Source organism: Ochrobactrum sp. AN78, from assembly GCF_029909885.1.
Lineage (GTDB): Bacteria > Pseudomonadota > Alphaproteobacteria > Rhizobiales > Rhizobiaceae > Brucella > Brucella quorumnocens.
Genome location: NZ_JASAMU010000006.1, coordinates 248,407 through 266,395, shown reverse-complemented (window position 1 = coordinate 266,395; position 17,989 = coordinate 248,407). Strand labels below are relative to the sequence as shown.

Genomic DNA, 17,989 nt, shown 5'->3' with positions numbered 1-17,989 from the left:
AAAGCCCCCTCAAATTATACGGACAGATTATTACTGCCAAGGCACTGAAACGTAAACTCAACGATTTACGATTGTTGCCTTCTCACGGAGTTCCTGCAGATACTTCTTGCTCATTTCATCTGCCTTCTTTTCCTGTCCAGCTTCAGAATCTGTGCCTTCCATGGAGAAAACGAGCTGAGCAACACGGTCGTCCGATACCTGTCGGGTCGAGCAGACTGCCAGAAATTCGACGCCTTTTTCGGTGTCATGCGGTGGTGTTGCGCGGTTGGCACCGGTTGCTTTGACATCCTTCGACCAATCGCCGGGCAGCTGCTGTTCGATGATGCGGCCAAGGTCGCGAACCGTAACGTCGATCATTCCTTTGGTCAGCTGACGGGTAGAATCGCAGCTCTGAAAGCGTGAGCGCAAAGCGTTTGCTTCCTGACGGCGCTTGGCCAGCAGGGCAGGCGAACGTTTCGAGCTAGGGACAACGAAAATCACCTGCTGAAGCTGATATTCGGTTGCAACCGGCTTCTTGCCGCCATCTTTCAGCATGCGCTGCACAGCATCCTGCTCGCTGACCATACCAGTTGAGCGGAAACGTGCACTTACAAGGCGGCCCCAGCCCATCTGGACCATGATGTATTTCTTGAAGTGATCAGGGGTGATGCCGGCCTGATTCATGACCTGATTCAACTGCGCGACACTCATCTTGTTGCGCGTAGCAAAACCTGCATAGGCTTCGTCGACTTCTTTATCAGAGATGTTGACGCCGCGTGATTTCATTTCCACGCGCTTCAGCATTTCCTCAGTCAGTTCTTCACGTGCAACCTGATTGAGATTGCCACCTTTACGCTGCAGCTTCAAGAAAGCCGCACGGCGCTGAATATCGCCATTCGTGATTGCATTGCCGGAGACAATGACCTTGACCTCCGTTCCGCCGGCAGCAAAAGCCGGGTTCAGGGTCGCAGCCGTTCCAAGCGCCGTCACACATACGGCAGCGCCTAGCAGGGAGGCGAATAGAGGTCTTGCAAACATCATCTTTCTTTCCCGATTTCCTTCAGGTTGGTGTCCAAATAACGCCTTCAAAGTGAGCTGGCGTATCAGAAGCCAATCATATTATGATGCCTGTATAGAGGAGCCAAAGCGGCGAAACAATGACCCTTTAGCATTTTGCGAGGTTATAGCAGGCACTAAACTGAATAAAATCGATAAAAACCTAAGCGTTATTTGAATATCAGCAGCAATGCCGACGCATAAAAGGAAAGAGCGGAAACAAGGTCAATTGTTTCCGCTCTTTCTAAGTTTAGAAGGTTTGAGCACCGCTGCCGATGTCGCCAAGCGTTCGGAACGATATATTGAAACCTACACTATGCGATGCTTTATCCTCTCCCGGATTGCGGGTCTGAACGTAAGCCATCGAGTAAGTGAAACACTCGTCATCATAGGCAAGGCCAGACGATGCCCGAACTAGTGTATCCGATACGAGATCATAAGTTCCCGAGCCGAAAACACGCCAATTTGCATCAAGACGTGCAGTAGCTGCACCCGTGACTTCTTGTCTGAGATCGGCATATCCATAGGCTGGCTGCGGTGCAATATAGGCATATTGCGCCGAAACGGACAACTTCTGCCAGCTCTGTTGCACTTCAAGTTCACCGCGGCGGACATCTAGGCTTTCTTTGTCGAACCGTCCACGTGCAGCAAGTGCAAGACCTGTCGAATTGGATGTGCCAATCATGGCAACATAGTCAGAACGAGCGTCCTGCAGGCCTGAATCAGCGCCGACATTCACAAAATCGCTTGTACCGAAGGAGTTCACGCCGCCGAGCTGGAACGATTGTCCGGCAAGCGCATAAAGCCCCCAGTCACTATTGCTGAAATTACCGGAGTAACGCAGGCCGAGATTGGCGCGAGTGCCGCCTTCGACGCGGTCATACCCCGAAAACTTGTCGCGCGAGAACAGGTTGGTCGCATCGAATACGAAGCTCTGAGCATCTTCGTTTGGAAGCTGGCCAGCATAACGTTCATTATTGCGCATATAGATCTGCGCAATTGGCTCAAGAATATGCGTCGAGCTGGTGGTCGAAAACAGGATCGGCCAACGCAGTTCAAGACCTGCCGTTGCCATTGCCCGCAACGCTTCAGACCGAACCACAGCATCCGTATAACCGGCGACAGCAGGATCAAAGTTGGAATTTGCGCTGATAGCATCGCCGCGCAGGGCCAAAAGCGGCGTAATTACCAAGCCTGCTGGCGTGATAAATGTGCGCTTCCACTCAGCCTCAGTTGTGAACCGAGCATTCGTGCCGCTAAAGCCAGGAATTCGCGGGTAGTAAATCGAGTTATTTCCCGGATTAAGGGTATAATTCGCATTCTGACGATACAGAACCTGCGCATTGGTAGTGATGTTTAGCTCACCGCCATAGACCGGATCAGGTAATGTGTAGGAATAGTCGAGGCTTGGGAAAACCCAAGGCTGCTTCGAATGCATTTCTGCATCTTTATATGTGCTCGTAAGCGGATACGATTCCTGCACATTGAAGCGATAGAAGTTGAGATCGAAATAGTTCCGGTTATTGATGCCCGTCAGATAGATCTTCGAAACCTGCGTCTGCGCATTATAGCCTTCGAGGTTATAGGTACGGCTGAAATTGCGATCAGTCTGAGCCATAACGTCCCAGCCGAATTTCCAGCGCGAATTGATATCGAAGTCACCCTTCGATGCCACCATGCCGCGGTTATCTTCGCCGCGATCAAGAGTGTCGGCGTCGAACTCGCCAGGTTTCATCTGATGAATACCAGCGATCTGCAGATTGTAGCTGCCGTTTTCAAGGCGATGGCGCCATTCAGCCTGCGTCAGGAAGCCTTGCTTCGTGTAAGCAGTCGTTGAAAGCGTCAGATCGTAATTTGGAGCGAGAGCCCAGAAGTATGAATTCTTGATGCCAAAACCAAGATCGTCCTTGTAGGCGAAGCCTGGAAACAGGAAGCCGCTTTTGCGCTTGACGGTCGGGTCAGCCATTTCGAAAGCTGGAAAATAGGCCAATGGCATACCGAAAAGCTCAAACTTACCGCGCTCGAAACGCACGGTTTTGGTCGCACTGTTCCAGATGATCTTTCGTGCCTTGATCTGCCAGAGAACTGGCTTATCGGGATCTTTTTCGCAAGCCTGACAAGCAGTGTAGACACCATTGTTAAAGGTGGTGATCTCACCATTGCTACGCTCGGCACTTTCCGCTGCAAAGCGCGTGTTGTCCGTCGTCTCAACGCGCAGACCATTTACAAAGCCGTCGCGGAAACTATCCGTCACATCAAGGTGATCGGAGTAAATCTTGTTGCCGTCGCGTTCGACAATTTCGACATTCCCGGTGGCGGTCATGCGACGGGTCTGTTGATTATATGTCACTTGATCCGCAACGAGGCGATTGCCGTCATACTCGATACGAACTTTACCTTGAGCGGTAACAACGTTCACATCGCGATCATAGACAAGCTCATCCGCCTGCAGAAGCATACGCGCATTGGGATCACTCTTGTAATCAGCTCCAAGAGCATCCTGCGCCTGAACCTGCGTAGGGATAATTGCAACTGAAATGAAAGGTATAGCAAGGGCGCACGCAAAGGCAGACCCGCGAGCAAGACGCGAGAACAAATGGGGCAGCACCATGCGGGCGTTACTCAAACCCACTAACCATCCTCCTTATGCAACAAAAAGGAGATACCAAAGAATGTTGCAATAATAACTGGAACCCAAGCAGCAACGAATGGCGGAACGAATCCCGCATTCCCGAATGCCTTCACCAGCACCGAAACGACATAAAGCATGAAGCCAGCAACAACACCACCCAGAATCATCGCGCCAGACTGACCAAAACGCACAAATTTCAGGGACACTGTTGCAGCAATGAGAGTCATGGCCATCAGCAATGCAGGCAATGCCAGAAGTGACTGGTATTGCATATCAAATGCGTTTGCCGAATAGCCAAAAGAACGCGCAACTTCGATCTTGTGGCGGAGCTGCGTGAACGGAATTGTATCAGGGGAGGCGAGCTTTTCTTCCACATATTCCGGACGCAACTGCGTTGGAATGTTGAAGCTCTCCAGTTTGCGCGGTTCCTCGCCACGCGAGAATCGTGTGACGCCAGTTAGTTCCCAATGACCATCCATAAGTTTCGCGGTGCGAGCGTCATAACGGTCCTTGATCTTCTTTTTGTCATCGAACTGGATGAACGTGGCGTCAGCAAGTGTTGCGCCACGATCAAGAATGCTTTTGGCCCCGATGATAGTTTCGCCCTCATCGGTTTTTTGGCGCAACCAAGGATCACGCAGTGCAGAAACATCTGTCACCTTACCGTTTTTCCAGTTGGAAGCGATCTCGTCGGCTTTAGAAAAGCCATAAGCGGCAAAAGGATTAAGAATAAAGATCGTTGCCAGACCAAACAGCAATGCGCCGAAGCAAGCAGGCAACAAGAATTGCCACGCAGAAACGCCGACAGAGCGCGCAACGACCAGCTCATACTTGCGATTGAGCGAAATGAGTGTCGCCATTGCCGAGAACAAGGCGACGAAGGGAATCATCTGCTGCATGATGAATGGAACGCGCATGGCAGAAATGCCAAGTGCGGCCCATACGGTATAGCCGGGCAGGTTTGCGAGCTTGCTGGCGTTTTCCGTAAAATCAAGAAGGAGCGCCAGCGCAAAAATGCCGAACAGAAAATAGAATGTGATCTGTACATAGCGTGCAAAGAAATAGCGCCCAAGCGTCCAGCCGATCATGCGCGACCTCCCGCATCTCCGCGGAATCTTCCAAGCAAACGGTTATATGTGCCAGACACACGAATCCTCAGACGATCGAGGCCGTCGAGAATGCGGTCATTCCATTTGTCGGGAATTCCGATGCGTCGACCCGTGACGAGGGCATAGCCAGCGAGCAGGATCACACTGAGTGGAATGAGATACATGATGACGATATAGGTTTCGTCCTTATCGGCGCGATCGGCAGAAAAATAACCGGCCCAATAGACGAGCAGCGCTGTGCTGATTGCTGAGAATGATGCGGAGACACGCGCTTCACGATGAGACCGGGAATCGCCGGCAAAGGCTAGCGCAATCATCGCAAAAACAACCGGATAGAGCCATTCCGTCAAGCGACGATGCAATTCTGCCTTATAGCGCAAAGGTCGCGTTTGCAAAATCGGATCATTCGGGTCTGGATTGAGCAGATAATTCAGCGGTCGATCTTTAGCGTAGATGACAAAATCATCGCCAGCAGAGGTAAACTGGCTGAGATCGAACGCATAGGAATTGAACTTGATGATTGAAACGGTGCCGTCTGAAACATCGCGACGCTGAACTTCGCCGTCTTTCATCAGCAGCATGTCACCCGCTGGCGTGCTCGCGATGTTGCCATCGGCTGCATAATAAATCAGGTCAAGCGAAGGGTCGCGGGAATCGGCTATGAATAACCCGCCGATGCTGCCATCGGCACGGCGCTCGGCGATCTGGATATAGAGATTATCCGCGAGTTTGCGAAAGCTGCCTTCCTGCACAACGACATTGAGCAAATCCGCACTCGCATTGGCGATCATTGCACGCATGTTCATGCGGGCATATGGATCGACATAGTTTGCGACCAGAAAGGAAACCACCGAGATAATGGCTGCAAGCATAAGTATCGGACGCATTACTGCGCTACGCGGCGCACCAGATGCGTTGATAACCACCAGCTCGGAATCCTGGTTCATCGTCGAGAGCGTCTGCGTAATTGCAATGATCAGCGCAAATGGCATGACCAAAGGAATTGCAGAAGGGATCAGGAGGGAACTGAACTGTATAATAGTCTGAATGGACTGGCCGCTTGTGGTGAGGAAGTCGACACGTTGCAGCACCTGCACAGTCCACGTGATGCCCACTGCGGCGCCTAGCACCGCAAAGAACATGATCGCCACGCGGCGCAGGATGTACAACTCAATCAATTTCATAAGCGGAGTTTACATCCCGGTTCCGTTGAAGGAGCCTGTCCCTAAAGAAACAATGCTCGTAAATGAATATTCAGTCTAATTGCACTTGGCTAAAATTAGCCGAAGAAATTTGGTTAACAGATTACTAAAGATTTCCAGCCGAAGCTAGCGCAAGCTTCTCTAAATGGAGAGAGCCGACTGTTGCAACCTGTTTTTGCTGAACATAGGTGGGGACGGAAACGGAGCTTGGCAAGTTGTCACCGAAGTTAACGCAAAACTGATTTTCATGATGCGGCGGACTTGCCGTTTCGCCATATTCGTCTCACATGAGTAAGGAAAAGTCGCGACACAATCGTGTCATCTCATTGTCTGGCCTCTGTTTGGAGTTGTTATGTCGAAACGTCCTTCTATTTCTTTCAGTGAATTTTCAGCACCTCAAAAAGGCGTAAGCATCGTTCTGGTTACGAAGGGTGGAGGCTTTGCAGAAGAAGCGGGGCTGGCAGTTGGTGGAGCTGAAAAGATTGCGCGCATAGCCGAAATATCGGGCTTTTCGGGTGCTTTGGGTAAAACTGCAGAAGCAATTGAAACTTCCAACGGTGGCGTAGATAAGATCGTACTGGTTGGTGTGGGTGAGCCCGGCGAACTTGGCAATGACGACTGGATCAAGATCGGTGGCGCGGCATTCTCGCGAATCGGTAAGTCCGAACGCGCAACGGTGACACTTGCTCTCCCTGAAACCACGATTGCTGGCGACGAAGCAGGCGACGTGGCTCTGGGAATGATTCTGCGTTCATACGAGTTCAATCGCTACAAGACGCGCAAGAACGAAGAGAACGGCGAGCCGAAACACGCAGCTAAGATCAATATTCACACTGCCGATGTACACAGTGCCAAAAGAGCTCTTGAAGCTGCTGAGGCCGTGGCTGATGGCGTGTTGAAGGCGCGTGATCTTGTTAATGAGCCAGCCAATATTCTCGGCCCTGTCGAGTTCGCTGAAGAGGCAGAAAAGCTAGAGAAACTTGGCGTAAAGGTTGAAGTTCTTGGCGAAAAGGAAATGAAGAAGCTCGGCATGGGTTCGCTTCTGGGCGTTTCGCAAGGGTCCGTTCGTCCACCGCGTCTTGTCATCATGGAATGGCAGGGAGCGAAGGCCAAGGAAAAGCCAGTCGCTTTCGTCGGTAAGGGCGTGGTGTTTGATACCGGCGGTATCTCAATCAAGCCTGCTGCTGGCATGGAGGAAATGAAAGGCGACATGGGCGGCGCCGCAGCTGTAACCGGTCTGATGCGCGCCCTTGCAGGCCGTAAAGCCAAGGTCAACGCAATCGGCGTGATCGGTCTTGTTGAAAACATGCCTGATGGCAATGCACAGCGTCCGGGTGATATCGTGACATCGATGTCTGGCCAGACTATTGAAGTCATCAACACCGATGCCGAAGGCCGCCTCGTGCTGGCCGATGCACTCTACTACACCAATGATCGCTTCAAACCGAAGTTCATGATCAACCTTGCAACCCTGACTGGCGCTATCATGGTCGCACTTGGCACACATCATGCAGGTCTGTTCTCGAACGACGATGAACTCGCAGATCAGCTTTATGAAGCAGGCCAGGCAACGGGTGAAAAGTTGTGGCGCATGCCGCTGGGCAAGGAATACGACAAGATGATCGATTCCAAATTTGCCGACATGAAAAACAGCTCGGGTCGCTATGCAGGTTCGATCACGGCGGCGCAGTTCCTTAAGCGCTTCGTGGGTGACACACCTTGGGCGCATCTTGATGTCGCTGGTACAGCCATGGGTTCACCAACAAACGAATATAGCCAGTCATGGGCTTCGGGCTATGGCGTTCGACTTCTCGACCGCCTCGTTCGCGATAACTTCGAAAACTGAATCTGATTCAGGAACAACATGTTGGGGCGAAAAAGTGAATCACTTTCTTCGCCCCAACGAATGCTTTAAAGAGAGCGCATGGCTGAAATTCTCTTTTACCACCTCACAGAATCGACACTGGATGAAGCTCTGCCGGGGCTCGTCGAGCGTTCGCTTGGGCGCGGTTGGCGCGTGACTATACAGGCGGTAAGTGATGAACGGCGCGATGCTCTCGATAGCCTGCTGTGGACCTTTTCCGACACATCCTTCGTCGCACATGGCACCGATAAGGAACCGCATCCTGAGCAGCAGCCAGTATTGCTGACGACGTCTGACGCCAATCCCAATGGAGCGACGGTTCGCTTTTTGGTGGAAGGTGCAGCACTTGAGCAGGCAGGGGATTATGAGCGTCTTGTCGTTATGTTCGATGGGCATGATCAGGATCAGCTGGACCATGCACGGGCTCAGTGGAAAGCCTTTAAGACGGAGAACCACGATTTGACTTACTGGCAACAGACAACAGATCGTCGCTGGGAGCGCAAAGCCTGATGCGTGCCATTTTCGTCGCAATGATTGTTGCGGGCTTCGGTCTCGCACTTGGTTATCCTTGGTATGTGCGCCATTTCACGGGTCATGAGATCGGTCGCTGGCCGATCCTTGAAAGCCGCCAGAGTGGATTTATCACACAGGAAATCCCGCTTTCGGCAAGCGACGCGCCGGTGCGTATTTTTCTCGATGCTGTGCCATTGCCGGGCTATGTGCCAGCTGAGCGTCGTTCAGCTGTAACGCTTGCTGTTAGCCGCAATGGCATGCCGGTGCTGTCGCAAGGTCTCGATTTCGCATCCACAAGCAGTTCAATCAATACGGATCGTCCTCAGGATGGCAGTGTATTGCGTCAGAGTGCGGGCGATATAGACCCTGTTTTATCCGGCACTTATGCCTTTCGAGCCGTTCAGGGCAACACGGACGGCCTGCAACTGTCGAAAATAGATCTTGTTTTGAGGCGAGGCGCTGAAGAAGCGGATGAGACCTATACAACGATTGGTCTCATCCTCGGTGTGCTCGGCGTCTACGCGCTGATGCGTACACGCATTCGTCGGCGGGTTGATTAGAGCATGTCTCCCAAAAGTGGGAACCTGTTTTGGGAGACATGCGTAAAAACAAATAGTAAGACGCATTTCTAACGATTCATCTTAAACAGGAAATGCTCTAGAGCGTGTCGCGCTTAATCGCACCCATAGCGCTCGCTCTAGATTCTTTTAGCTGTCGCATGTTCGCGGGCGCTCAAATGAATCCATTTGAGCGCCCGCGAACATGCTTTAGAACTCCATGCGCCCTCTTTGGCGCACAAAGCACGATGTGTAGGATTTCTACTCAGCCATTGCCTCTTCGTATTCAGAAGACATTTCCAGCCATTTGTCTTCCGCATTTGCGAGAGCTGATTTTGCATCGCTCATCTCTTTGTTGATCCGGATCGCTTTCTGCGGTTCCTTTTCATAAAGAGCGGGATCTTCCAGTTGTGAAGTGAAGCCCTGAATCTGTTTCTGCAGTTTCTGCATCAAGCTCTCGGTTTCCTTGATCTTTTTGAGCAAGGGGGCCAATGTTTCGCGCTTCTGGGCTGCGAGCTTACGCTGCTCCGCCTTGTTGACTTTTGGACCTTCGTCACGCTCAGAAAGCTGTTCGCCCTTCGCATCGGCCAGAACAATCTGACGATACTCGTCAAGGTCGCCATCGAATGCTTTTACACCACCTTCGCGCACAAGCCACAGGCGGTCCATGGTTGCTTCGATCAGGTGGCGGTCGTGGGCGATGAGGATCACCGCGCCATTAAACGCATTGAGCGCATGCACAAGCTCTTCACGGCTATCGATGTCCAGGTGGTTGGTCGGCTCGTCGAGGATCAGCAGGTTTGGACCATGAAAAGTGGCAAGGCCCATCAAAAGACGTGCCTTTTCGCCACCGGATAGGTCTCTGGCAGGTGTGAGCATTTTCTCGGTTGAAAGCCCCATCTGAGCCACGCGCGCACGTACTTTGGCTTCCAACTCGCCCGGCATGAGTTTGCGCACATGCTCAATCGCATTATCTTCAGGGATCAAATCGTCCATCTGATGCTGTGCGAAGAACGCGACCTTTAGATTGGGAGAAAGGGTCAAATTCCCTTTTTCTGGCTGTAAACGTCCGGCAATCAGTTTGGCAAGAGTCGACTTACCGTTGCCATTGGAGCCGAGCAGCGCAATGCGATCGTCATTGTCGATGCGTAACGTGACATTGCGCAGCACCGGTTTCCCCGGCACATAACCGACATCTGCATTATCAAGTGCGATGACTGGCGATGCTGTCTTTTTGTCCGCGTCGGGAAAGCGGAACGGCTGCACATTGCTTTCAACGTAAAGCTCAATGGGTTTCAACTTCTCCAAAGCCTTCATGCGCGACTGCGCCTGACGGGCCTTGGTGGCCTTAGCCCGGAATCGCTCCACGAAGGATTCCATATGCTTGCGATGCGCTTCCTGCTTGGCATGCGCCTTCTGCTGAAGTTCAAGCATCTCATGGCGTTGCCGCTCAAACTGATCATAGTTGCCGCGCCAGAAGCTGATCTTCTTCTGGTCAAGATGCATGATCGATGATGTGGCCGAGTTCAGCAGGTCACGATCATGGCTGATGATGATGACAGTGTGCGGATAACGCTTCACATAATCGACAAGCCACAGAACACCTTCCAGATCGAGATAATTGGTAGGCTCATCGAGCAACAGCAAATCAGGTTCAGCAAACAGCACTGCGGCCAAAGCCACACGCATCCGCCAGCCGCCGGAGAAGGCCGACGCGGGCCTGCGCTGTGCCTCAGCATTGAAACCGAGACCTGACAGGATTGCACCTGCTCGTGCTTCTGCGGAATGCGCGCTAATATCGGCAAGGCGTGTATGAATTTCGGCAATGCGATGCGGATCAGTTGCCGTCTCAGCTTCTTCAAGAAGAGCTGCGCGTTCCTTGTCCGCTTTCATGACGATTTCGATCAGCGCGTCTTCGGTGCCGGGCGCTTCCTGCGCCACCTGACCGATGCGTGTATTCCTCGGCAGCGAAATGCTCCCGGTTTCCGACGCAAGGTCTCCGGTGATGACGCGGAAAAGCGTGGATTTGCCGGTGCCGTTACGGCCAACAAAACCCGTCTTCGATCCCGCAGGCAGCGTTACACTGGCGTGGTCGATCAGAAGGCGTCCGGCGATACGTACGGAGATGTCGTCAAGAATAAGCATGGTGAAAAGGCTTTTGCACGGCTTCGGATATTTCCGCAAGTATCGACTATCAACTATCAGGCGAAGCGGCGGCCTGCTTCGGTGCGCTGAAACTGAATGAGATCCAAGGAAGGTGCATCAGCGCTGAGCCGCGTCAATGCCGCGTGGATTTGTCCGCGATGGTGTGTCTGGTGGTTGAAGAGATGGGAAAGTGCTGGTGCAACCCGTTGGCTGATCGTACGAACATTGGTTGCCGTCATATAGGTAAAACGACCGGCGAGCTGTTCCGCATTCATACCTTCAACATACTTGCAGATGCGCTCATCTTCTGCGCGTCGCATGTCGCGGAGCGTGATGAAATCGTCAGTGATAATAGCATCGAGCAGGTTTGGGTGATCGCCTTCACCGGTAAAGCGTTTCATCCAGATGCGATCCGTGACCAGCAAATGATTGAAGGTGCGGTGCACTGACCCGAAGAATAGTCCCAGATCCAGCCGGTATTCAGCATCGCTTAAATCAGCGGCTGCTGAATAGAGCAATTCATTCGCCCATCGATTGTAATAGGCGAACATTTGAAAGTGCTGTTCCATGACTGCCCCGCATCTGAATCGAATTTACACATCTATGCAGTCAATTTCCTGCCGTCTCAAGCTGATAAGAGAGTTGGTGAAGGGGCTCCCCCTTGGCAATCGGGGCTATCAACGCTATAGAGCCTCACTTTTCTAATTTTCCATCATACAAGGTGTCATAATGGCAATCGAACGTACCTTCTCCATGATCAAGCCTGATGCGACCCGCCGCAACCTGACTGGTGCTATCACCTCCAAGCTCGAAGAAGCTGGTCTGCGTGTTGTTGCTTCTAAGCGCGTTTGGATGAGCACCCGTGAAGCTGAAGGCTTCTACGCTGTTCATAAAGAACGTCCTTTCTTTGGTGAGCTGGTTGAATCCATGTCGTCTGGCCCAACAATCGTTCAGGTTCTCGAAGGCGAAAACGCCATCTTGAAGAATCGCGAAGTTATGGGTGCAACCAACCCAGCAAACGCAGACGCAGGCACCATCCGTAAGGAATTTGCTCTGTCGATCGGCGAAAACTCGGTTCACGGTTCGGACGCTCCTGAAACTGCAGCTGAAGAAATCGCTTACTGGTTCTCCGGCACCGAAATCGTCGGCTAATTGCTGATAGGATAAATAAAAAAGCCCGGTTGCGAGACCGGGCTTTTTTGTTCGTCTTATTAAATTTGAAGGAATTAGAGACTCTGGGCAAGTCTTGCCAGCTCGTCGCCGCCCTCATCGATCAGAACGAGTTTCCCCGCATCCATCTTGTATGAGCGCGTTTTGCCGAGAACATCGAGGAACTTGCGTTCCTGATTCATCAGCGCAGGTGGGCACTGCATATAGGTCGAGCCGATTTCGGCAAACGAGATGCTGCTTCCTGAGATCACTGCTTTGCTCATAAAGCGATTGCAACCACCCGAACCGCTGACAGTGCCGTCAGAGTCCACCAGTAGCGTTGTTTGCGCGGTATCAATGACGCCGCCACCCTGAATGTCTTCAGCGAGCCAGTCCTTGCCTTCGATGCCAATCGTTACGGCTTCATCGGCACTCTTGCGAACCATGACGACCTTCAGCTCAACGGGTTCATCAGGGTTCTTTGGGTCGATAGTGTAACGTTCGTCGCTCACAAACCAAAGCGTGTCACCGGCAACGATACGCGCCTGCAAAGCATAGGTGTGCTGCGGCTCAATACCGTCTGTATCGAAATTGATGGCAAAAGGGATAGGTGACCCCTGTGGAGCCTCGATCCGTGTTTCTCCAATAGTCTTGGAAGGCGCATCCGCGAGGGAAACATCATTGAGCTGCACGATGAGGTGCGCTTCAGGCGGCAGAGCGATGCGCTCACGGTAAACAACCTTACCACTAATAGTCTTGTCAGCTGCGATACTGGCAGTTGGCATGGACGTTGTGAAAAACATGGCCGCTCCCCCGAGCACGCCTATGCCCGCAGCGAGAGCTGCCACGATTGAAAGAGTTTTCGTAAGTCCTTTTAGCATTGCCAAATCCGAAACTTCCGTTCCCCGCATTTCTTACTCTGTGTTTTCGGTGGTGCTGACAATCCATCGAATGTGTCAGTGATCCTATGCCCGTAAACATCATGATTCATAAGGCAGACAATAAACGCTGCTTCATGTGAAAATTGTGGCGGTGCGACATCGCACTATCCAAAATACCCTATATTTTAGGGGCTTAAATAGTTAATTCGTGATTAAACAGGGTCAGTGAAATTCTTTCCATGTAAAAAACAGTTTTACCTGCGACAACTTGCCCACAAAAGGTGAGGGGTTTCAAGTCTTCTACCAGCGTCCCCGGCTTTGCTCGTCTTCGGTTTTTGATTCTACCCAGCCGCCGATTCCGCCATCAACCAGATGTTCCCGCTTCCAGAATGGGGCTCCCGTTTTCATGAAGTCCATCAGAAATGATGCGGCCTCAAAAGCGGACTGACGATGGGCTGAGGCAGTGACAACGAGAACGATATTTTCACCGGGTTTAATCAGCCCAAAACGGTGAATGATGGAAACTCCAGACAATGGCCAGCGGCTAATGGCGTCACGAGCTATACGCAGAACTTCGGCTTCTGCCATTCCAGGATAATGTTCCAGCTCAAGTGCGGAAAGTTTACCGCCTTCATCGCGGCAAAGACCGGTGAAGCTGACGATGGCGCCAATATCCTTGCGACCGTCACCAAGCTTGCGGATTTCTTCCGCGATGTCGAAGTCGGCATCGCTAACGCTGATGAAAAGAGGACAGGTCGATTGGCTCGTCATATACAGGCCATATCAGCCACCTGTCATAGGTGGAAAAAGCGCCACTTCGTTGCCGTCTCTGACGAGTTCGTCATGTTCGGCATGTTCCTGATTGATCGCGGCACGAATGACACTCTCATGCTCAAAAGCCGCTTCATATTCATCGCCAAGGCTTTTGAGGTGAGCGATAAGCTCACCAACAGTGATCTTTTCGGAAGGAAGCTCGATTACTTCCTCTCCCTTTCCGATTTTTTCACGCACCCAGGCGAAATAGACCAGATTTACGCGCACGACGATCAATCCATCACGTGTTTGAGGCCTGCGCGAAAATAGTCCCATCCGGTGTAAAGCGTCAGGATGGCTGAAATCCACAGCAGACCAATGCCAATTTCGGTTGTGTAAGGCAGGATTTTTTCCCCTGCAGGGCCAGCGAGCAGAAACGCCAATGCAACCATCTGTGCTGTGGTTTTCCACTTGGCAAGTTGCGAAACCGGAACACTGACCTTCAACTCGGCGAGATATTCACGCAAGCCCGATACAAGAATTTCGCGGCAAAGGATAATGATCGCAGCCCAAAGGCTCCAGCCAGCAATTGTCTTTGCTGGATCGGCCGCGAGCAACAGAAGACAGGTGGAAACCAAGAGCTTGTCAGCAATTGGATCGAGCATACGTCCTATCGTGGAGGTTTGTTTCCAAGCACGCGCTAAATATCCGTCGAAAAAATCTGTAATGCTCGCAAAAACAAAAATTCCCAACGCGCTCCAACGAGCAAAATCACTGGAATGAAGACGGCCTTCAACAAAGAAGCATAAAGCAACCAGAGGCACCGCAAGAATTCTCACATAAGTCAGAATGTTGGGTAAAGAGAGAGTGTGATTTTTCCGCATTGTACCGCCGCATTCGTTGTTGGTGCACATCATCAGGGATGACAGAGAAAATCAACACCTGCGCGTCTGTTCTGCCGGGACGTAATGACGCCCTTACAGGATTAGTTGCCCAAACCCGGACAAAATTACGTCATCGTTCATGAAAATGGTCGTGAATGGTCTTTGCCATGGCCTCCGATATACCATCGATCTGCATCAGATCCTCAATTGCTGCTCTGGATACGGCTTTTGCCGTGCCGAAATGATGGAGGAGTGCACGCTTGCGCGTTGGGCCGATTCCCGAAATTTCATCCAGCGGATTAGCAACCATTTCCTTCTTGCGTCGTGCCCGATGCGTGCCGATGGCGAACCGATGTGCTTCATCGCGCATACGCTGGATGAAGTAGAGAACCGGATCACGCGGCGGCAGCGTAAAAGCTTGTTTGCCTTCGACAAAAAAGCGCTCGCGTCCTGCTTCGCGGTCCACACCCTTGGCAATGCCGATGGCCGTCACCAACTGGCTTATGCCTAACTCGCCAAGTATCTGACGGACCGCTCCGACCTGACCTTGACCACCGTCAATGAGAATAACATCGGGCCATGCCGGGAAGGCATCGTTGACAGCTTCCAGGTTTTCTGTGCCCGTGACAGGCTCCGGTTCACCATGTTCCTTGACGAGCCGCGAAAACCGTCGCTCGATCACTTCGCGCATCATGCCAAAGTCATCGCCGGGTGTGATGTCAGTCGATTTGATATTGAACTTACGATACTGATTCTTGACGAAGCCTTCCGGCCCAGCAACGATCATGCCACCCACCGCGTTCGTGCCCATGATATGCGAGTTATCATAGACCTCGATGCGTCGCGGTGTATGTGGAAGGCCAAAGGTTTCCGCCAGGCCTTTCAGAAGGCGTGCCTGCGAGGAGGTTTCTGCAAGCCGCCGCCCCAGCGCTTCGCGCGCATTGGTCAGAGCATGATCGACCAGTTCTTTCTTTTCTCCGCGTTGCGGAACATTGACGTGCACGCGATGGCTCGCACGCGAAGATAACGCTTCAGCGATAAGCGATTGTTCTTCAACGCTTTCGGAGAGTAGAACCAGCTTCGGGCAGGGTTTGTCATCGTAGAACTGCGAAAGGAACGCGCCAAGCACTTCAGCAGGCCCGAGCGAACTGTCGGCTTTTGGAAAATAAGCGCGGTTACCCCAGTTCTGTCCAGTGCGGAAGAAGAAGACCTGAATACAGGTCATGCCACCTTCCTGATGGATAGCAAAGACATCGGCCTCTTCAACCGTCTGAGGGTTGATGCCCTGATGCGATTGTACATGGGAAAGAGCCGAGAGGCGGTCACGATAAACCGCAGCATGTTCGAAATCGAGCTCGGCAGAGGCCGCCTGCATTGCTGCCGCAAGATGATCCTTTACGGTTTGGCTTTTACCAGACAAGAAGGCTTTGGCTTCCGCTACCAGCTCGGCATAATCCTCATCACTGACTTCATGGGTGCATGGACCTGAACAACGTTTGATTTGATAAAGCAGGCAAGGGCGCGTTCGTGTTTCGAAAACCGAATCTGTGCAGGTGCGCAGCAGAAATGCGCGCTGAAGCGCGTTGATCGTGCGGCCAACGGCGCCTGCGGAAGCAAATGGGCCAAAATATTCGCCCTTGCGCGTACGCGCACCGCGATGTTTGAAAATGCCGGGCGCACGGTGATTGCCGCTTAATAGAATATAGGGGAACGATTTATCGTCGCGCAACAGCACGTTAAAACGCGGCCGCAAACGCTTGATAAGATTAGCCTCAAGCAGCAGCGCTTCGGTTTCGGTGCGCGTGACCACAAATTCCATCGTCGCCGTCTCACTGATCATCCGGGTGATACGGTTCGAATGACCAACGCCGCGCGCATAATTGGATACACGCTTCTTCAGGCTGCGTGCCTTGCCGACATAAAGCACGTCGCCATCGCTGTTGAACATGCGATAGACGCCCGGGTTATTCGGTAAGCGTTTGACGAAGGCATTGATAATATCGGCGCCGCTCAGACCTTTAGTATCCGGCAAGCCATCTGACGAATCCCACTGAATGGAATCGGCAGCCGAGGCAACGGCTGGCACATCTTCGATTGCGTCATCATCGTCATCAGATTCTGCATCGCCCATAATAATGCCAGCCACATCCTGCTCATCATCCGACGGCAGGTGTGAAATGGCATCATCATTGGTCTTGCGTGGTCCGGTCATTCCTTAATTCCTGCAATATCTGGGGTCTCCCATGCCAGATGCTGCCCACCATCGAGGGCAATCATCTGGCCTGTCACTGAACGGCTTTCCCAGAAATATCGAACAGTGCGTCCAAATTCCGACAGATCGGGCGCGCGTTGCAAAGGCAAATGGCTAACCTGTAGTTCAAAGTCGTCTGCATTCTGACGCTCGCTCGGCAAAGTAGGACCGGGGGCAATAGCATTGACCCGAATGCGCGGTGCCAGCGTTTGCGCAAGTGTCTTTGTGGCATTCCATAGGGCGGTCTTTGAAAGCGTGTAAGAAAAGAACTGCGGGTTCAGTTTCCAGACCCGCTGGTCGATGATGTTTATAATGAGGCCCTCTGCATCGTCGGGCAGAGCTTTCGCCATTGCTTCGGCAAGAATCACCGGCGTTTTCAAATGAATCGCAAAATGACGATCCCAAAGCTGCATATCCAGATCACCAACGCGATCATCTTCAAACAGCGAGGCGTTGTTAATGAGCAAACGAATCGGTCCGAGCTGGTCAGCTGCCTGCTGGAGCAAGCCACGCACGTCGTTTTCGTCTGACAGATCAGCCTGTAAAACACAGGCTACACCGCCATTTTCAACGATTTGGGCCGCAAGCGCCTCACCTTCATCGAAAGAACGGTTGCAGTGAATAGCCACCGGAAAGCCATGGGCAGCCAAGTCTTCAACAATGGCCTTTCCTATGCGACGAGCGCCGCCCGTCACCAGAACAGGGCAATTTGCAAGCAGGTTGGGTTCCGGATTTTCCAACAGGGTAAACACTTTCTTATCGTGATTCATCGCTTCATTTCATGCCATTTTGTTGGAAAAAATACAGCTAAATTTAAAAGGCGTGTTGTTCACTACTGACAAAAACATAGCAAATTCAGTGGCTTCAATTGGATCAAGCTCTTTCAGTTCAATAAAATGAAATGCCGCTTGTTCCTATATAGGTGTGCGGTGGGAGCGTTGCGAGAATGCAACATCGCAATTTTGCCACCTTCTCGTCAGGTTCTCTCCACAGAAGGGGGCAGATCGTGCCGCA

At 52.0% G+C, this 17,989-nt stretch carries 16 protein-coding genes; 4 read left to right on the top strand and 12 right to left on the bottom strand.

Translation table 11 applies throughout. The annotated features are described in order from the left end of the window. Positions 1–57: 57 nt before the first annotated feature. The 4 genes from QBD00_RS13815 to lptF form a co-directional block, all read right to left on the bottom strand. Positions 58–1,020 carry a peptidylprolyl isomerase gene (locus QBD00_RS13815; RefSeq protein ID WP_318579772.1) on the bottom strand — a complete coding sequence of 321 codons (963 nt, stop codon included), beginning with the start codon at positions 1,018–1,020 and terminating at the stop codon, positions 58–60. A gap of 265 nt (positions 1,021–1,285) precedes the next feature. Further along, positions 1,286–3,646: an LPS-assembly protein LptD gene (locus tag QBD00_RS13810; protein WP_318579807.1), complete on the bottom strand. Its 2,361-nt coding sequence runs from the start codon at positions 3,644–3,646 to the stop codon at positions 1,286–1,288. A gap of 20 nt (positions 3,647–3,666) precedes the next feature. Next, positions 3,667–4,755 (bottom strand): LPS export ABC transporter permease LptG, encoded by a 1,089-nt coding sequence (lptG, locus tag QBD00_RS13805; protein WP_318579771.1) that lies wholly within the window; start codon positions 4,753–4,755, stop codon positions 3,667–3,669. Next, positions 4,752–5,960, bottom strand: a complete 1,209-nt coding sequence (lptF, locus tag QBD00_RS13800; protein WP_095446339.1) for an LPS export ABC transporter permease LptF — start codon at positions 5,958–5,960, stop codon at positions 4,752–4,754. The genes lptG and lptF overlap by 4 nt, the downstream gene beginning before the upstream one ends. A 370-nt stretch (positions 5,961–6,330) precedes the next feature. Between lptF and QBD00_RS13795 the strand changes: the two genes are divergently transcribed. The 3 genes from QBD00_RS13795 to bspB all read left to right on the top strand — a co-directional run bounded on the left by QBD00_RS13795 (position 6,331) and on the right by bspB (position 8,915). Next, a complete protein-coding gene (locus tag QBD00_RS13795) occupies positions 6,331–7,824 on the top strand; it encodes a leucyl aminopeptidase (RefSeq protein WP_318579770.1) in 1,494 nt (497 codons plus the stop codon). A 78-nt stretch (positions 7,825–7,902) separates the two neighbouring features. Continuing rightward, positions 7,903–8,352, top strand: coding sequence for a DNA polymerase III subunit chi (locus tag QBD00_RS13790; RefSeq protein WP_095446341.1), 450 nt, complete (start codon positions 7,903–7,905; stop codon positions 8,350–8,352). Continuing rightward, complete coding sequence (bspB, locus tag QBD00_RS13785; protein ID WP_095446342.1) at positions 8,352–8,915, top strand: type IV secretion system effector BspB; 564 nt, start codon at positions 8,352–8,354, stop codon at positions 8,913–8,915. The genes QBD00_RS13790 and bspB overlap by 1 nt, the downstream gene beginning before the upstream one ends. Positions 8,916–9,173: 258 nt before the next feature. On the opposite strand, the gene abc-f is transcribed toward bspB, so the two are convergent. Further along, the gene (abc-f, locus tag QBD00_RS13780; protein ID WP_318579769.1) at positions 9,174–11,057 is read right to left on the bottom strand and encodes a ribosomal protection-like ABC-F family protein; all 1,884 of its coding nucleotides are present in this window, start codon (positions 11,055–11,057) and stop codon (positions 9,174–9,176) included. A gap of 56 nt (positions 11,058–11,113) precedes the next feature. Next, the gene (locus QBD00_RS13775; protein WP_095446344.1) at positions 11,114–11,626 is read right to left on the bottom strand and encodes a DinB family protein; all 513 of its coding nucleotides are present in this window, start codon (positions 11,624–11,626) and stop codon (positions 11,114–11,116) included. A 160-nt stretch (positions 11,627–11,786) separates the two neighbouring features. Between QBD00_RS13775 and ndk the strand changes: the two genes are divergently transcribed. Continuing rightward, entirely contained in the window at positions 11,787–12,209 is a 423-nt protein-coding gene (gene ndk, locus QBD00_RS13770; protein WP_095446345.1) for a nucleoside-diphosphate kinase, read from the top strand. Positions 12,210–12,283: 74 nt separating this feature from the next. Here the strand turns inward: ndk and QBD00_RS13765 are convergent, their stop codons facing one another. The 6 genes from QBD00_RS13765 to QBD00_RS13740 form a co-directional block, all read right to left on the bottom strand. Then, on the bottom strand, positions 12,284–13,087 hold the full coding sequence (locus tag QBD00_RS13765) for an META domain-containing protein (RefSeq protein WP_095446346.1): 804 nt from the start codon (positions 13,085–13,087) through the stop codon (positions 12,284–12,286). A gap of 300 nt (positions 13,088–13,387) precedes the next feature. Continuing rightward, a complete protein-coding gene (locus tag QBD00_RS13760) occupies positions 13,388–13,858 on the bottom strand; it encodes a molybdenum cofactor biosynthesis protein MoaE (protein WP_318579768.1) in 471 nt (156 codons plus the stop codon). 12 nt (positions 13,859–13,870) lie between these two features. Further along, positions 13,871–14,128 carry a molybdopterin converting factor subunit 1 gene (gene moaD / locus QBD00_RS13755; RefSeq protein ID WP_095447865.1) on the bottom strand — a complete coding sequence of 86 codons (258 nt, stop codon included), beginning with the start codon at positions 14,126–14,128 and terminating at the stop codon, positions 13,871–13,873. A 5-nt stretch (positions 14,129–14,133) separates the two neighbouring features. After that, entirely contained in the window at positions 14,134–14,724 is a 591-nt protein-coding gene (pgsA, locus tag QBD00_RS13750) for a CDP-diacylglycerol--glycerol-3-phosphate 3-phosphatidyltransferase (protein WP_094577449.1), read from the bottom strand. A 130-nt stretch (positions 14,725–14,854) separates the two neighbouring features. Continuing rightward, complete coding sequence (gene uvrC / locus QBD00_RS13745) at positions 14,855–16,936, bottom strand: excinuclease ABC subunit UvrC (RefSeq protein WP_318579767.1); 2,082 nt, start codon at positions 16,934–16,936, stop codon at positions 14,855–14,857. Beyond that, entirely contained in the window at positions 16,933–17,745 is an 813-nt protein-coding gene (locus QBD00_RS13740; RefSeq protein ID WP_151091454.1) for an SDR family oxidoreductase, read from the bottom strand. Before QBD00_RS13740 ends, uvrC begins: the two co-directional genes overlap by 4 nt. Between the last annotated feature and the right edge of the window lie 244 nt (positions 17,746–17,989).

Excerpts from the sequence above, each read along its gene's own strand:
- QBD00_RS13815 (WP_318579772.1), bottom strand. The coding sequence starts at position 1,020 with ATGATGTTTGCAAGACCTCTATTCGCCTCCCTGCTAGGCGCTGCCGTA.
- QBD00_RS13810 (WP_318579807.1), bottom strand. The coding sequence starts at position 3,646 with ATGGTGCTGCCCCATTTGTTCTCGCGTCTTGCTCGCGGGTCTGCCTTT.
- lptG (WP_318579771.1), bottom strand. The coding sequence starts at position 4,755 with ATGATCGGCTGGACGCTTGGGCGCTATTTCTTTGCACGCTATGTACAG.
- lptF (WP_095446339.1), bottom strand. The coding sequence starts at position 5,960 with ATGAAATTGATTGAGTTGTACATCCTGCGCCGCGTGGCGATCATGTTC.
- QBD00_RS13795 (WP_318579770.1), top strand. The coding sequence starts at position 6,331 with ATGTCGAAACGTCCTTCTATTTCTTTCAGTGAATTTTCAGCACCTCAA.
- QBD00_RS13790 (WP_095446341.1), top strand. The coding sequence starts at position 7,903 with ATGGCTGAAATTCTCTTTTACCACCTCACAGAATCGACACTGGATGAA.
- bspB (WP_095446342.1), top strand. The coding sequence starts at position 8,352 with ATGCGTGCCATTTTCGTCGCAATGATTGTTGCGGGCTTCGGTCTCGCA.
- abc-f (WP_318579769.1), bottom strand. The coding sequence starts at position 11,057 with ATGCTTATTCTTGACGACATCTCCGTACGTATCGCCGGACGCCTTCTG.
- QBD00_RS13775 (WP_095446344.1), bottom strand. The coding sequence starts at position 11,626 with ATGGAACAGCACTTTCAAATGTTCGCCTATTACAATCGATGGGCGAAT.
- ndk (WP_095446345.1), top strand. The coding sequence starts at position 11,787 with ATGGCAATCGAACGTACCTTCTCCATGATCAAGCCTGATGCGACCCGC.
- QBD00_RS13765 (WP_095446346.1), bottom strand. The coding sequence starts at position 13,087 with ATGCTAAAAGGACTTACGAAAACTCTTTCAATCGTGGCAGCTCTCGCT.
- QBD00_RS13760 (WP_318579768.1), bottom strand. The coding sequence starts at position 13,858 with ATGACGAGCCAATCGACCTGTCCTCTTTTCATCAGCGTTAGCGATGCC.
- pgsA (WP_094577449.1), bottom strand. The coding sequence starts at position 14,724 with ATGCGGAAAAATCACACTCTCTCTTTACCCAACATTCTGACTTATGTG.
- uvrC (WP_318579767.1), bottom strand. The coding sequence starts at position 16,936 with ATGACCGGACCACGCAAGACCAATGATGATGCCATTTCACACCTGCCG.
- QBD00_RS13740 (WP_151091454.1), bottom strand. The coding sequence starts at position 17,745 with ATGAATCACGATAAGAAAGTGTTTACCCTGTTGGAAAATCCGGAACCC.